Genomic DNA, 14,092 nt, shown 5'->3' on the forward strand with positions numbered 1-14,092 from the left:
AGGTCATCCGGGTTTTCGGCGGCCAACATGATGCGCCGAACGCCCAACGTGTTCGCACGTCCCTCGATCGACCGGGATGACGGCGTCAAGGTTGGCGGCTTCCTGGGCGAGCGACCACTTCGCGGTGCTCGCGGATCTGCGCCTTCCGCCGCACCCACCGGGTACCTGGACGCAGATCCGCTAGCGGACCGCATTCAGCCCGCAAGCCGGTGGCGGGCAGCGGGGGAAGGGTGCGAGCCGCGCCTGTGGAGTGGCCTGCCTCACACGCTGTCAGGACGATCGGTCACGCGGTGTCTTGAGGCCGAACCCCTGGAGACGGAGGAGCCACTATGACTGGGAACGTCGATGTGGTCGTGGCCGGCGGCGGGTACGCCGGTGTCATGGCGGCCAATCGCCTCACGCAGCGCGATGGCGTCACAGTGACCCTGGTCAACCCGCGCCCGACCTTCGTCGAGCGGATCCGCCTGCACCAACTGGTGGGCGGGTCCGACGACGCGGTCGTCGACTACCAGGAAGTCCTGGGCGAGGGCGTCCGGCTGGTGGTCGACACGGTGACCCGGATCGACGCGGCCGAGCGCAGCGTGACGTTGGCGGCCGGCGGCACGGTCGGCTACGACTACCTGATCTATGCGGTGGGCAGTGGCAGCGCCGACCCGGGCGTGCCCGGAGCGGCCGAGTTCGCCTACCCGATTGCCAGCCTGGAGGAGGCGCAGCGGCTGCGGCCGGTCGTCGACGCTCTACCGGGAACGGCCTCGGTGACGGTGGTCGGAGCCGGTCCGACGGGCATCGAGACCGCCGCCGAACTGGCGGAGGCTGGCCGTACCGTGACCCTGGTCTGCGGCGGGGTGCTCGGCCCGTACCTGCATCCTCGGGGGCGACGCTCGGTCGCCAAGCGGCTGGCCCGGCTCGGTGTGGCCGTCCTCGACGGCCCCGGCGCGAAGGTGACGGCCGTGACACGCGATGCCGTGCAGCTCGGTGACGGCCGCGAGTTGCCGAGCACGGTGACCGTCTGGACCGCCGGGTTCGGCGTGCCGGACCTGGCCGGCCGCAGCGGGCTGAGCACCGATGCGCTGGGCCGCCTGCTTACCGATGAGACGTTGACGAGCGTGGACGACGTGCGCATCGTCGCGGCCGGGGACTCGGCGGCACCGTCGGACCTGCCGTTCCGGATGAGCTGCCAGGCCGCGACGAGGATCGGCGCGCACGCCGCCGACACGGTGCTGGCCCGGATCGCGGGCGAGCAGCCGGCCCCCATCAACCTGGGGTTCTTCGGCCAGTGCATCAGCCTGGGGCGTCGCGCCGGAATCTTCCAGTTCGCCGCCAGGGACGACACCGCGAACGGGCTGTACGTCGGTGGCGGCCCGGGCGCGAAGCTCAAGGAGTTCGTCTGCAAGCACACCGTCAAGCATCTGGCGGACGAGGCACGCAAGCCCGGCTCGCTCACCTGGGTCAAGGACGACAAGCGCCAAGAGTTGCTGCGGGCCAGGCGTGGCGCGGCGCCGGCCACCCGCTGAACGGACAGCTGGGCCGCGCATCGGCGATCCCAGCTCGAACCGCCACCAACCACCGAGGGTGTCCCATTGGCGCTCCGCCCGTGCCGGATGGTCCCAGGACACCGGAGTCACCTACCCAAGGCAAGGAGGGACGGTATGAACCTCGCCCTGTGGATTGCCGCCGGACTGCTGGCAGCAGTCTCCCTGACCGGCGGGATCACCAAGACGTTCGTACCCAAGGAGAGACTGGCTGCGCTCAACGGCGGAGAGTGGACCGGACACGCCAGCGTCGGCTTCATCAAGACCATCGGGGTCCTCGAGCTCCTGGCCGCGGTTGGCCTGATCCTGCCGGCCGTGCTCGACATCGCACCGTTCATGGTGCCGGTGACTGCCGTCTGCTGGGTTCTGCTCATGGTCGGCGCGATGATCATCCATGGCCGTCTTGGTCAGTTCACGTTGGTAATGGTGAACCTGGGCTACGTTGCGCTCGCAGCCTTCATCGCGTGGGGCCGCTTCGGCCCTGAACCTTTCGCCAGCTGACGACGATGTGCCGTTGATGCCCGGTTAAAGGCCTCCGGCAACCAGGGCCACCCGCGAAGAAGAAGGGTCGAGACATGAGCCACGCCAGTGACCCGGCGACCGACACCTTCGTCGCCCACCGCAACCTGCTCTTCACCGTCGCGTACGAGATGCTCGGGTCGGCGGCCGACGCCGAAGACGTCCTGCAGGAAACCTGGCTACGGTGGATCAGGACCGACGCGGAGCACGTGCGCGACCAGCGGGCCTACCTGGTCCGGATCACCACCCGGCAGTCGCTCAACCGGCTGCGCACAATGAAGCGCCGCAAGGAGGCCTACGTCGGCCCCTGGCTGCCAGATCCGCTGCTCACCGCGCCGGACGTGGCCGAGGACGTCGAACTCGCCGAGAGCGTGTCGATGGGGCTCATGATCGTCCTGGAGACTCTGTCGCCGACCGAGCGGGCCGTCTTCGTGCTGCGCGAGGCCTTCGATGTCAGCTACGACGAGATCGCGGCCGCCGTCGGCAAGAGCTCCGCGGCCGTCCATCAGATCGCGCACCGCGCCCGCCAGCACGTCGATGCTCGCCGCCCCCGCCAGGTGGTCTCCGCGAGCGAGACCCGGGCAGCTCTGGAAGCGTTCCAGCGCGCGGTCGAAACCAGGGACCTGCAGGGCCTGCTCGACGTGCTCGCCCCGGACGTCGTTCTGGTGGGCGACGGCGGCGGCGTCAAGCAGGCCGCGCTGCGACCGATCGTCGGCGCTGAGAAGGTGGCCCGTATGTTCTTCGGCGGTCTGGGCAAGGTCGAAGGCACGCTCACCGGTGAACCGACCGTGGTCAACGGCAACCCGGCGCTCCTCGTACGCCTGGACGGCGAACTTGACGGGGTCATGGCGATCCGTGTCGAGGACGCCCGTATCACCGGCGTCTACTACGTCCGTAACCCGGAGAAGCTGACCCGCGTCGAATCCGTGACCCCGCTCACCCTGCGATGAGAACGGGTGCCGAGACAGCCACCCGCGAATCAGGTGCATCGCCGAGCCGAGCTGTTTCGGCGAGGGACACGTGTGGCAGACCCGGCTGTCGAAGCCGGCGGTCTGCCGCGTTCGACGGGCAGTGGCGCACGACACGGCGGTCGCGCGGTGCCGGCCGCCGCGATGGTGGCAACGGTGGCGGTAACGCCGCAACAATTGGTACCTGAGCAGCAACAACTGGTCTGGAGAGGGAGGGCGCCGTGCTTGAGGAGCGTGAGTCCGGGATGCGGTTCTCGGACGAGGAATTCGCGGCGCAGCGTGTCCAGCGGTTCGGCCGGTTGCCCGCCCAGATACGACCCGAGGATCACGTCGTACTGGTCGAATCCAGCGCTCGCCCCGGCCGGCCGGCGGCGGCTGGCAGCGATGATGAGTGGGTGCTGCGCAACCCGTGCTTCTGACCGCCGGCCAGATCTGGGCCACCGCCGGCCGTGGGACTGGTCCGGCGGTGGCCGCGGAGGCGCACGGAGGAACAACTCGCTGATTCCGGTACTTCCGGCCACACATGTGATGTGAGGTCTGCGGTCGTACCGCCGCCAGAAGCCGTGTCAGGGGCCGTGTCAGGGTCGTGTCAGGCGGGTGACAGGGCGGGTGCCCATGGTGGTCGCATGACAAGTTCAGCGATCGCGGTCACAGGACTGCGCAAGGCCTACAAGGACAAGGTCGTGCTCGACGGCATCGATCTGGAGGTCCGCGCCGGCACGATCTTCTCCCTGCTCGGTCCGAACGGGGCGGGCAAGACGACGACGGTGAACGTGTTGACCACGTTGGTGCGGGCCGACGGTGGGACGGTACGGGTCGCCGGACATGATGTCGCGACCCAGCCCAGGGCGGTGCGCGCGGCGATCGGGGTCACCGGTCAGTTCGCGGCGGTCGACGAGTTGCTGACCGGGCGGGAGAACCTGCAGCTGATGGTGGATCTGAGCCCGGTTCCCGCCCGGGACGGCAAGCGGGTCGTCACGGACCTGCTGGAGCGGTTCGACCTGGTGGAGTCGGCGCGGAAGCCGGTGTCCACCTATTCCGGGGGCATGCGGCGGAAGTTGGATCTGGCGATGACGCTCGTCGGCGACCCGCGGATCATCTTCCTCGACGAGCCGACGACGGGACTGGATCCGCGTAGCCGTCGCACGATGTGGTCGATCATCCGTGAGCTGGTGGCCGACGGTGTGACCGTCTTCCTCACCACCCAGTACCTCGAGGAGGCCGATCAGCTCGCCGACCGGATCGCGGTGCTCGATCAGGGCCGCCTGGTCGCCGAGGGCACCCCCGACGAGCTCAAGCGCCAGATTCCCGGGACGCACGTCCGGCTCCGGTTCACCACCGTCGCCGAACTCGACGCGGCCGCGCGGGTCCTCACCGAGGCCACGCGGGACGACGAGGCACTGGCCCTGCGGGTTCCCAGCGACGGCGGGACGAGGTCGCTGCGGGTCCTGCTGGACCGGCTCGACGAGTACGCGATCAGTGCCGACGGGCTGTCCGTGCAGACACCGGATCTCGATGACGTCTTCCTCGCCCTGACGGGCCGTACCACGGAGGTGGCCGCGAAATGAGCGCCAAGTCCCATCCGATCGTCATGCTGCGTCGCAACGTCACACACATCGCCCGGAATCCGACCTCGGTGTTCAACGCGGTCCTGATGCCGATCGTGATCATGTTGATGTTCGTGTACATGTTCGGAGACGCGTTCAACGTCGGTGTCGACTACATCGACTACGCGACACCCGGGCTGATGCTGCTGGCCGTCTGTTACGGGCTGGGGGCCACCGCGACGTCGGTGAACTCCGACATGACGAAGGGCATCATCAACCGGTTCAAGGTCATGCACGTCTCCCGCGGCGCGGTGTTGGCCGGTCACGTCATCGCCAGCGTGCTGACCAACCTGATCGCCATCGCGGCGCTCGTCGGGGTGGCCTTCCTGCTGGGATTCAGCCCGTCGGCGAGCGCCCTCGACTGGCTCGGCGCGATCGGCGTCATCGTGCTGCTCGCTTTCGCGGCCGGCTGGCTCACGGTCGCCCTGGGCCTGTCCGCGAAGTCGCCGGAAACGGCGGGTCTGGCCTCCGTGCCGCTGGTCATGCTGCCGTTCTTCAGCAGCGCGATCGTGCCGGCGGAGAAGATGGGGCCCGGGCTTCGGGAGTTCGCGGAGTACCAGCCCTTCACGCCGATCATCGAAACCCTGCGCGGGTTCCTCGCCGGCGCGCCCGCCACCGGTGACGTGATCCCCGCTCTCGCCTGGTGCGTCGGCATCGCTCTGGTCGGGTACCTGTGGGCGCGTTCCACCTTCAACAAGCGAGCGTGACCGCGACCAACTGACTCCAGCTGGTCGCAGTGCCTGCCAGCGCCGCCTCGGCGAACTTCGCTTCGCCGAGGCGGCGTCGCACTGTCTGCTCGATCCGGGCCAGGTCCGGGTGCGAGCGGTCCGGCAGTCCACGCACCGCAGCGCTCGCCGCGAGCAGCCGCGCGGCCTGCTCGGGCTGGTCGCGGCGCAGCGCCAGGTCCGCGACCCCCACGAGCACCTGTGCGATCAACGGTGCGTAACCGGCCTCGCGCGCCGCCTCGCAGGCCACCATGCGATGCGTACGGGCCTGGTCGACATCGTCGGTCAGGTAGCCCAGCAGGTCGTGGGTCCCCGCACGGATACCCGCCAGCTCCGCCTCGTCGCCCAGCAGCGCTGTCATGACTCCGAGTTGCTCGTACGCCTCCTCGGCGTCACCGCGCCAGCGCGCGAGCTCCGCCTTGGACAGCGCCAGTTCGGCCAGCGCACCCGGCCACGTGACCCGGTCCGCGAACCGTTGCGCCTCGGCGAGGGCGGCCACGCTGGCGTCCTCATCGCCCAACAACCAGTACAGCCGCGCCTGCCGCGACCGCATCCGGATGACGTCCTCGACGGCGCCGACCTCGGTGACGACCGCGATCGCCTCCTCGTAGTGCGCGCACGCCGCGGCGAACTCACCGCGTACGGCGATCAGCTCCGCCAGCTCGCTCAGGGCGAACGAGATCCCGAACCGTTCGCCGAGGGCCCGGAACTCGACGAGCGCCCGCTCGAAGTACGCGTCCACATCCCGCCCGTCCTGGCCGAGGATGATCCGCAGCTTGCCGAGGTGCAGCCGGGCCAGCGCGCGGACCCAGGGGTCCTCGTGGTCCAGCAGGGTCTCCCAGGCGGGCAGGAGCGCGTCCGGCTCCCGCACCATGCGTTCCAGCGGGACGACGAGCGCCATCCCCGGGTGGCTGCCTCGACTGCGCCGGCTGAGCCGGTACGCCTTGTGGATCCACTCCGCCGCGTGGTGTTCGTCGCCCGGCCCGGAGTTCAGGAACAGCACGACGAGCGCGTACACGGTGGCCCGGATCTCGTCGCTCACCTCGCCGGGCGTTGCGGTGGCCGCGGTGATCAGCTCCATGCCTTCGGTCCGGTGACCGCCGAGCCACCAGTACCAGCCGGCGGCCGCGGCCAGCCGCATCGCCGCGGGCGCCTCGCCGGCCGCGAGCGCGCCCCGCATCGCGGAACCGATGTTGTCGTGCTCGACCTCGAGGACGGCGAGCCAGTTCAGCTGTTCGGCGCGGCGAAGCTGCGGCTCCGCGGCCTCGGTGAGTTCGGTGAAGTAGGCGAGATGCGCGTGCCGCGCCAGGTCCGATTCCCCCGCCTCGGCGAGCCGGTGCGAGGCGTACTCCTTGATCGTGCCGAGCATCCGGTAACGCGGTGCGCCGTCGCCCTCGGCGACCAGCAGCGACTTCTCGGCCAGTGCGGTGAGCAGTTCGAGCACCTCCTCCGGCTCGACCGCGTCGCCGGCGCAGACCCGCTCGGCCGCTTCCAGGCTCGCCCCGCCCGAGAACACCGAGAGCCTGCGCAGGACCGTCCGTTCGGCGTCGGTCAGCAGCTCCCAGCTCCAGTCGACCACCGCGCGCAGCGTCCGGTGCCGGGGCAACGCGGTACGGCTGCCGCCGGTGAGCAGGCGGAACCGGTCGTCGAGCCGCTCGGCGAGCTGATCGATGGACATGGTGCGCAACCTGGCCGCGGCCAGTTCGATCGCCAGCGGCATCCCGTCCAGCGCCCGGCAGACCCGTGCCATCGTGGACAACGTGTGGGTGTCGACCGCGAGATCCCTGCGCACCGCGCTCGCCCGGTCCCGCAGCAACTGGACGGCGGGAGAGGACTCGATCTCGCCAGGCCCGGCGTCCCCCTTCGGCAACGCCAGCGGCTCGACCGGCCACAGCGCCTCACCGGTGATGCCGAGCGGTTCCCTGCTCGTCGCCAGGATCCGCAGCCGCCGGCACTCCCCGAGCAGTCGATGGGCGAACGCCGCCGCCGACTCGATCACGTGCTCGCAGTTGTCCAGGACCAGCAGCGCCTCCCGCTCGCGGATCGCGGCGATGAGCCGGTCGATCAGCTCCGTGCTCGGCGCCTCGCCGAGCAGAGCGTCCCGGAGGCCGAGACCGGCGAGCGTCGCCTGCACGACGTCTCCGTCGGTGCCGATGGCGGCGAGTTCCACCAGCCAGGCGCCGTCCGGCAGGTCGTCGAGCAGCCGGCGCGCGGTTTCCGTGGCCAGCCTGGTCTTCCCCGAGCCGCCCGGCCCGATCAGGGTGGTGAGCCGGTGCCTGGCGACGAGTGCGCCGATCTCGGTGACAGCTCCGTCCTTGCCGACGAAGCTGCTCAGCTCGGCACGCAGGTTGGTCTTCCGGTTCTGCTCCCGCCGCCCCACCTCGCCCCGCAGCAGCGCGACGTGCAGTGCCGAGAGCTCCGGGGAGGGGTCGACGCCCAGCGCGTCGGCGAGGGCCTCGCTCGTGCGCTGGTACACGAGCAGCGCCTCGGTGTCGCGACCGGTCGCCGCGAGGGCACGCATCAGCGCGACGGCAAGCCGTTCGCGCACCGGGTGCGCGGCCACCAGGTCGGTCAGCTCCGGGACCAGTTCCGCACCGTGGCCGAGGCTGACCTCCAGGTCGAACCGATCCTCCATGGCCGTCAGGCGTAGCCTCTCCAGCCGGGTGGCCGCCGCGTCGAGCGCCGCACTGTCGGGCAGACCGACATCCTGCATGGCCGCACCGCGCCACAACGCGAGGGCCTCGCGGAGCCGCCGGGCCCGCTGCGGACCCGCGTCATCGCGGGCCTGGCCGACGAGGCGTTCGAACCGTACGGCGTCGACGGCGTCGGGGTCCACCGTCAACCGGTAGCCGTCCGGCTGCCCCTCGACCGCCCCTTCCGGCAGCGCCTTCCGCAGCCGGGAAACCAGGCGCTGCAAGGCGTTCGCCGCGTCGGAGGGCGGGTGTTCACCCCAGATCCAGTCGACGAGTGTCGCTTTGGGGACCACCTGGCCCGGTCTGAGCGCGAGGGCGATCAACAGCCCGCGCAGGCGGGCGCCCGGCACGTCGGCGGAGCCGCCGTCGTCCGTGCGAACCTCGAACGGCCCGAGCATCCCGATCTGCACCCGGCAGATCCTGCCACGGGCGGTCGGCAGGCCTCCAGACCAGGCGCCGGGCGCCGAGGATCAGTTGATCCTCGGCGCCCGGCCCGAACCTGCTCGGCGATCCGGGCGGTTACTCGCAGCCCAGGGCATCTTCGTACTGGGCGGGCGGGCTACCGGCGGCCACCTTGTCGGCGGTCTCCCAGAACACCTCCGGCCAGTCGCCCTCGTCGTTCATCTGGTGCAGCACCTTCCACTTGTGGCTGCTGCGCAACGCGTCCGCGGCCCGGCGGAGCGCGGCGTCGTCACCGGACTTTTTCGCCCGCAGCCATTCGGCGATCCATCCGCAGCCGATCCGGCCGGTCACCTTGGCGCCGAACTGGTAGGAGTCGTTGGTGCCGAGGTTGTTCAACGTGGCGGTGTCGAAGCCCGGAGGGAGCGGCACGTCGGCGAGCACCTCGGCCGCCTGCTCGTTCACCCGGTCGGGAGTGACGATCTCGGCCGGAAGCGCGGCGAGCCAGGTGCGGGCGTCGACGCGGACCACGTCGGCGAGAGCGCGATCGAACTCGCCACGGGTCCAGGCGCCCCCGGTACGCAGTTCGACGAAGGAACCGTCGCGGGGCCGGAGCATGACGGCGAAGTCGCTCGCGCTGTACCGGAACAGGTCGGCCGGCCAGCCGTCGACCTTCACCGCCTCCGGCTTGCTGACGTGGAGCCGATCCTTGTGGTAGCCGTCGTACTGGGCGGCCGGATACCAGTTCATCGCCAGGTGGCGTCCGCCGTTGCTGAACGCGATGGTGCCCTCCTTCTCGGCGAACCCGTAGACGGTGGTCGCCTTCCAGCCGGGCTGGTCGATCAGCAGCCGCGGGTTCTCCTCGGCCGCCTTGAGCACCATCGCGGAGTACGTGGCCGGGTCCCTCGCTTCGGAGGTGATCGGCGGGTTCGCCGGATGTCCGTCCGGCTGGTCACCTTCGATGATCGAGACCGCCAGGACGCCGGCGAGAAGGGTGGCCGCGACGCCTGCGCCGGCGAGGCCGCTCATCATGCCGCGGCGCGCCCGGGGGCGCCTGCCGGGTGGCTCGGCGACGGGTTCGAGGGTCGGCACGGACATGATCTCCTCCAGGAGGTTCTGTGCGGCCTCGTCGAGGTGCCGGATGACATCGGGTCGGTACGGGTCGGCGTCTCGGACCATCCGGTCGAGGTGTTCGTCGGTCATCTGCCCTCCTCTGAGCCGCGTGCTGCCATGACGTCGGGTACATGTCCGGTCGGGTCCAGGTCGTCACCGACGAGATCGCGCAATCGGGCCCGGGCCCGGGACAGCCGGGTACGGACCGCGGCAGGGTTCACCTGGAGAACCGCCGCGGCCTCGCGCGGCTCCAGGCCCTCCCAGAAGGTCAGCAGCAACACCTCCCGATCCAGATCGCCCAGCCGGGCCAGCGCGGCCTGGACCGTGAGCCGTTCGGGCACCTCGCTGCCCGGGTCGACGGCGACGGCGACCCTGAGTCGTTGCCGCAACCGATCGCCCAGCCGTTCCCGGCGCACCCCGCCGCGGTGGTGGTTGGCCAGCACCCGGCGGGCCACGCCGTACAGCCACAGCCGGGCCTCGGCCTCCGGCGGCATGTCACGGCTGCGCCGCCAGGCGACGAGGAAGGTCTCGGCCACCACGTCGGCCGCGTCCTCAGGCTGCTCGACACGCCGCATCGCGTACGCCAGCAGCGGCTCGAAGTTCATCGTGTAGACGCGGCGGAAGCGGTCCTCGTGTTCAGTCCCGGAACTCACGTCTACTCCATGTCCGGTCGAGCGCCCATCGTGACCCGATCCGACCACGACAGCTGCCTCTGCTGAAAGCGCTTCTTGATGGCGAACTGTGACGTGGTCGCGAGGGACGATGAGATGCGGTCGGGTCGGCGGAGAAGGAGCACGCATGTCGACGGAGCCGGAGCCGGGTCTTGTGCCGGAGCACCTGCGCATCCGGTACCGAGATGATCAACCGCCGATCGTGCTGACCATCGACGGGCAGGAGTTCCGGGTGCGTGAGCGTGCCGGAAAGCCCCGCACCTACGACTTCGACTGGCTCAACGGGCCGCACGAGTACGGCTTCGCGATCTCCGGCGGCTCGGCGATGACCCGGCCCGAGATGGAGGAGCACGTCCGGACGTTCCTGGCCATGATCGATCCCACCACCGGATACATCGAGGAGTAGGGCTGCGGGTGCCGCTGGCGGTGGCGTGACGTCCCACCCATAATCTTGACTCATTCCAGAAAAAGAGCAAGACTTCCGGCGTGGCCACGATCATGGACGTCCCGCGGATGCTGCGGAGGGCGGCGTTGCGCGTGACCCGTCCCCGAGTGGCGGTGCTGCACGCGGTGCACGCGCATCCGCACGCCGACACGGAATCGATCATCGCCGCCGTGCGCCGGGACCTGCCTGACGTGTCGCGCCAGGCGGTGTACGACGGCCTGCGCGCGCTGACCACCGCGGGCCTGGTGCGGCGCATCGAACCGTCCGGCTCGGTGGGCCGCTACGAGTCGCGGATCGGGGACAACCACCACCACCTGGTGTGCCGGTCCTGCGGTCTGATCGCCGACGTCGACTGCGCCGTCGGCGAGGCGCCCTGCCTGACCCCGTCCGACGACAGCGGCTTCTCGGTCGACGAGGCCGAGGTCGTCTACTGGGGCCGGTGCCCCGACTGTTCCGACGCTGGCAACTCCTGATCCCCCTGATACGGCACGTCACGGAAGGAATCCGTTGTCCGAGAACCCGATGTCCGAGAACCACGAGGCCGTCGTCCACGACGCGAGCGCGGGGAGCGAGTCGCGCTGCCCGGTGGCGCACGGACGCGCCCCCCACCCGACCCAGGGCGGCGGCAACCGCGGCTGGTGGCCGAACAGCATCAACCTGAAGATCCTCGCCAAGAACCCCGCCGAGCGGAACCCGCTCGACGGTGAGTTCGACTACGCCGAGGCGTTCACGGCCCTCGACCTCGCCGCCGTGAAGCGGGACATCGCGGAGGTCCTGACGACCTCGCAGGACTGGTGGCCGGCCGACTTCGGCCACTACGGCCCGCTGATGATCCGGATGGCGTGGCACAGCGCGGGCACGTACCGCATCAGCGACGGCCGCGGCGGCGCCGGCGCCGGCATGCAGCGCTTCGCGCCGCTCAACAGCTGGCCGGACAACGGGAACCTCGACAAGGCCCGGCGCCTGCTGTGGCCGGTCAAGAAGAAGTACGGCCAGAGCATCTCGTGGGCCGACCTGATGATCCTCGCCGGCAACGTCGCCCTGGAGTCGATGGGCTTCAAGACCTTCGGGTACGCCGGTGGCCGGCCGGACGTCTGGGAGCCCGAGGAGGACGTCTACTGGGGTCCCGAGACGACCTGGCTCGGCGACGACCGCTACACCGGCGACCGGGAACTCGAGAACCCGCTCGCCGCGGTCCAGATGGGCCTCATCTACGTCAACCCGGAGGGCCCGAACGGCAACCCGGACCCGCTCGCCTCGGCCCGCGACATTCGCGAGACGTTCCACCGCATGGGGATGAACGACGAGGAGACGGTCGCGCTGATCGCCGGCGGCCACACCTTCGGCAAGACCCACGGTGCGGGCCCGGCCGACCACGTCGGTGCCGAGCCCGAGGCCGCCCCGATCGAGGAGCAGGGCCTCGGCTGGCGGAACAGCTTCGGCACCGGCAAGGGCGCCGACACGATCACCAGTGGTCTCGAGGTCACCTGGACCTACCACCCGACCCGGTGGGACAACGAGTTCTTCCACATCCTCTTCGGCTACGACTGGGAACTGATGACGTCGCCGGCCGGCGCGCACCAGTGGCGGCCCCGCAACGGCGCGGGCACCGACATGGTGCCGGAGGCGCACGACCCGGCGAGGCGCCGCGAGCCGCGGATGCTGACCTCGGACCTGGCGCTGCGCTTCGACCCGGTCTACGAGCAGATCTCGCGACGGTTCCTCGAGAATCCGGACGAGTTCGCGGACGCCTTCGCCCGGGCCTGGTTCAAGCTGACCCACCGCGACATGGGCCCGATCCAGCGCTACCTCGGCCCGGAGGTTCCCACCGAGACACTGGTCTGGCAGGACCCGGTCCCGCCGGTGACGCACGAACTCGTCGACGCGCAGGACGTCGCGGCTCTCAAGGCGCAGGTCCTCGCCTCGGGGCTGACGGTGGCCCAGCTCGTCTCCACCGCGTGGGCGTCGGCCTCGACGTTCCGTGGCGGCGACAAGCGCGGCGGCGCCAACGGGGCGCGGATCCGCCTGGAGCCGCAGCACAGCTGGGAGGTCAACGACCCCGACCAGCTTGCGACGGTGCTGCGCACGCTGGAGGGCATCCAGCAGGCGTTCAACGCCGCGCAGACCGGCGGCAAGCAGATCTCGCTCGCCGACCTCATCGTGCTCGCCGGTGACGCCGCCGTCGAGCAGGCCGCCCGCGACGGCGGGGTCGACGTCGCGGTGCCCTTCACGCCGGGACGTACGGACGCCTCGCAGGAGCAGACCGACGTGGAGTCGTTCGCGGCGATGGAGCCGACCGCGGACGGGTTCCGCAACTACCTCGGCAAGGGCAACCGCCTGCCGGCCGAGTTCCTCCTGGTCGACAAGGCGAACCTGCTGACCCTGAGCGCGCCGGAGATGACGGTTCTCGTCGGCGGTCTCCGCGTCCTGGGTGCGAACTGGCAGCAGTCGCCGCTCGGTGTCCTCACCACGACCCCCGGTGCGCTGACCAACGACTTCTTCGTCAACCTCCTCGACCTGGGTACGACGTGGAAGGCGACGTCCGAGGACGCGAACACCTTCGAGGGGCGCGATCTCGCCACCGGCGCGGTCAAGTGGACCGGCAGCCGCGCCGACCTCGTCTTCGGGTCCAACTCGGAGCTGCGCGCCCTGGCCGAGGTCTACGCGGGCGACGACGCCCGCGAGAAGTTCGTCCGGGACTTCGTGGCGGCGTGGACCAAGGTCATGAACCTGGGCCGGTACGACCTGGCCTGATCCGGACGCCCGGGCCGGGCGGCGGTCACCAGGTGGTGGCCGCCGCCCGCGTCGTCATGACGACCCGGAACGGGATGTCGGGCGGGCGCGCAGGTGGGCGCGTTCGCCCTGGCGGCCGAAGAGGCTGAGGATCTCCACCGGTTCCGCGTCGGCGGCACCGAACCAGTGCGGCACCCGGGTGTCGAACTCGGCCGCCTCGCCCGGCGCGAGCACCAGGTCGTGCTCCCCGAGGACGAGCCGCAGCCGCCCGTTGAGGACGTAGAGCCACTCGTACCCCTCGTGGGTCTGCGGGTCCGGGGTCCCCTTGCGGGCCGGGATCACCAGCTTGTACGCCTGGATGCCGCCCGCCCGCCGGGTCAGCGGCAGCATCGTCATGCCGTGGTGGGTGACGGGGCGCAAATGGATGCGCGGGTCGCCGGTGGGCGGGGCGCCGACCAGCTCGTCGAGCGTGACGCCGTGGGCGCGGGCCAGGGGGAGCAGTAGTTCGAGGGTCGGGCGGCGGGCACCGGACTCCAGGCGGGAGAGGGTGCTCACCGAGATGCCGGTCTCCGTCGACAGGTCGGCCAGGGTGGTCTCGCGCTGCTTCCGCAGGGCGCGCAGCCGCGGGCCGACCGCGTCGAGGGCCTGGTCCAGATCACCGTCCATCCGGCAAGTTTGCCACAACGG

At 70.6% G+C, this 14,092-nt stretch carries 13 protein-coding genes; 9 read left to right on the plus strand and 4 right to left on the minus strand.

The window, feature by feature from the left end; translation table 11 throughout:
* Nucleotides 1-329: 329 nt before the first annotated feature.
* The 6 genes from GKC29_RS11520 to GKC29_RS11545 all read left to right on the plus strand — a co-directional run bounded on the left by GKC29_RS11520 (nt 330) and on the right by GKC29_RS11545 (nt 5,333).
* Nucleotides 330-1,514 carry an NAD(P)/FAD-dependent oxidoreductase gene (locus GKC29_RS11520; protein WP_155330815.1) on the plus strand — a complete coding sequence of 395 codons (1,185 nt, stop codon included), beginning with the start codon at nt 330-332 and terminating at the stop codon, nt 1,512-1,514.
* A 135-nt stretch (nt 1,515-1,649) separates the two neighbouring features.
* On the plus strand, nt 1,650-2,033 hold the full coding sequence (locus GKC29_RS11525; protein WP_155330816.1) for a DoxX family protein: 384 nt from the start codon (nt 1,650-1,652) through the stop codon (nt 2,031-2,033).
* A gap of 74 nt (nt 2,034-2,107) precedes the next feature.
* Nucleotides 2,108-3,001, plus strand: a complete 894-nt coding sequence (locus GKC29_RS11530) for an RNA polymerase sigma-70 factor (protein WP_155330817.1) — start codon at nt 2,108-2,110, stop codon at nt 2,999-3,001.
* Between the two features lie 239 nt (nt 3,002-3,240).
* A complete protein-coding gene (locus GKC29_RS11535; protein ID WP_155330818.1) occupies nt 3,241-3,438 on the plus strand; it encodes a hypothetical protein in 198 nt (65 codons plus the stop codon).
* A gap of 207 nt (nt 3,439-3,645) precedes the next feature.
* Nucleotides 3,646-4,587 carry an ATP-binding cassette domain-containing protein gene (locus GKC29_RS11540; RefSeq protein ID WP_155330819.1) on the plus strand — a complete coding sequence of 314 codons (942 nt, stop codon included), beginning with the start codon at nt 3,646-3,648 and terminating at the stop codon, nt 4,585-4,587.
* Nucleotides 4,584-5,333, plus strand: a complete 750-nt coding sequence (locus GKC29_RS11545; protein WP_155330820.1) for an ABC transporter permease — start codon at nt 4,584-4,586, stop codon at nt 5,331-5,333. The genes GKC29_RS11540 and GKC29_RS11545 overlap by 4 nt, the downstream gene beginning before the upstream one ends.
* Here GKC29_RS11545 and GKC29_RS11550 read toward each other — a convergent pair.
* The 3 genes from GKC29_RS11550 to GKC29_RS11560 form a co-directional block, all read right to left on the minus strand.
* Nucleotides 5,317-8,454, minus strand: a complete 3,138-nt coding sequence (locus GKC29_RS11550; RefSeq protein ID WP_155330821.1) for a BTAD domain-containing putative transcriptional regulator — start codon at nt 8,452-8,454, stop codon at nt 5,317-5,319. The two genes, GKC29_RS11545 and GKC29_RS11550, sit on opposite strands and share 17 nt — an antisense overlap.
* A gap of 109 nt (nt 8,455-8,563) precedes the next feature.
* A complete protein-coding gene (locus tag GKC29_RS11555) occupies nt 8,564-9,646 on the minus strand; it encodes a hypothetical protein (RefSeq protein ID WP_155330822.1) in 1,083 nt (360 codons plus the stop codon).
* On the minus strand, nt 9,643-10,209 hold the full coding sequence (locus GKC29_RS11560; protein WP_155330823.1) for an RNA polymerase sigma factor: 567 nt from the start codon (nt 10,207-10,209) through the stop codon (nt 9,643-9,645). The genes GKC29_RS11555 and GKC29_RS11560 overlap by 4 nt, the downstream gene beginning before the upstream one ends.
* A 145-nt stretch (nt 10,210-10,354) precedes the next feature.
* Between GKC29_RS11560 and GKC29_RS11565 the strand changes: the two genes are divergently transcribed.
* From GKC29_RS11565 to katG, 3 genes are all read left to right on the plus strand, one after another.
* On the plus strand, nt 10,355-10,633 hold the full coding sequence (locus GKC29_RS11565; RefSeq protein WP_155330824.1) for a hypothetical protein: 279 nt from the start codon (nt 10,355-10,357) through the stop codon (nt 10,631-10,633).
* A 92-nt stretch (nt 10,634-10,725) separates the two neighbouring features.
* Nucleotides 10,726-11,145, plus strand: a complete 420-nt coding sequence (locus tag GKC29_RS11570; RefSeq protein WP_155334091.1) for a Fur family transcriptional regulator — start codon at nt 10,726-10,728, stop codon at nt 11,143-11,145.
* A 49-nt stretch (nt 11,146-11,194) separates the two neighbouring features.
* Nucleotides 11,195-13,426 carry a catalase/peroxidase HPI gene (katG, locus tag GKC29_RS11575; protein ID WP_155330825.1) on the plus strand — a complete coding sequence of 744 codons (2,232 nt, stop codon included), beginning with the start codon at nt 11,195-11,197 and terminating at the stop codon, nt 13,424-13,426.
* A 54-nt stretch (nt 13,427-13,480) separates the two neighbouring features.
* Here the strand turns inward: katG and GKC29_RS11580 are convergent, their stop codons facing one another.
* On the minus strand, nt 13,481-14,071 hold the full coding sequence (locus GKC29_RS11580; RefSeq protein WP_155330826.1) for a helix-turn-helix domain-containing protein: 591 nt from the start codon (nt 14,069-14,071) through the stop codon (nt 13,481-13,483).
* Between the last annotated feature and the right edge of the window lie 21 nt (nt 14,072-14,092).

Origin of the sequence: Micromonospora sp. WMMC415 (assembly GCF_009707425.1) — a bacterium.
Classification (GTDB): Bacteria; Actinomycetota; Actinomycetes; order Mycobacteriales; family Micromonosporaceae; genus Micromonospora.

Coding starts and splice junctions, on each gene's coding strand:
- katG (WP_155330825.1), top strand. CDS start 11,195: ATGTCCGAGAACCACGAGGCCGTCGTCCACGACGCGAGCGCGGGGAGC.
- GKC29_RS11520 (WP_155330815.1), top strand. CDS start 330: ATGACTGGGAACGTCGATGTGGTCGTGGCCGGCGGCGGGTACGCCGGT.
- GKC29_RS11580 (WP_155330826.1), bottom strand. CDS start 14,071: ATGGACGGTGATCTGGACCAGGCCCTCGACGCGGTCGGCCCGCGGCTG.
- GKC29_RS11530 (WP_155330817.1), top strand. CDS start 2,108: ATGAGCCACGCCAGTGACCCGGCGACCGACACCTTCGTCGCCCACCGC.
- GKC29_RS11565 (WP_155330824.1), top strand. CDS start 10,355: ATGTCGACGGAGCCGGAGCCGGGTCTTGTGCCGGAGCACCTGCGCATC.
- GKC29_RS11525 (WP_155330816.1), top strand. CDS start 1,650: ATGAACCTCGCCCTGTGGATTGCCGCCGGACTGCTGGCAGCAGTCTCC.
- GKC29_RS11545 (WP_155330820.1), top strand. CDS start 4,584: ATGAGCGCCAAGTCCCATCCGATCGTCATGCTGCGTCGCAACGTCACA.
- GKC29_RS11540 (WP_155330819.1), top strand. CDS start 3,646: ATGACAAGTTCAGCGATCGCGGTCACAGGACTGCGCAAGGCCTACAAG.
- GKC29_RS11570 (WP_155334091.1), top strand. CDS start 10,726: ATGGACGTCCCGCGGATGCTGCGGAGGGCGGCGTTGCGCGTGACCCGT.
- GKC29_RS11555 (WP_155330822.1), bottom strand. CDS start 9,646: ATGACCGACGAACACCTCGACCGGATGGTCCGAGACGCCGACCCGTAC.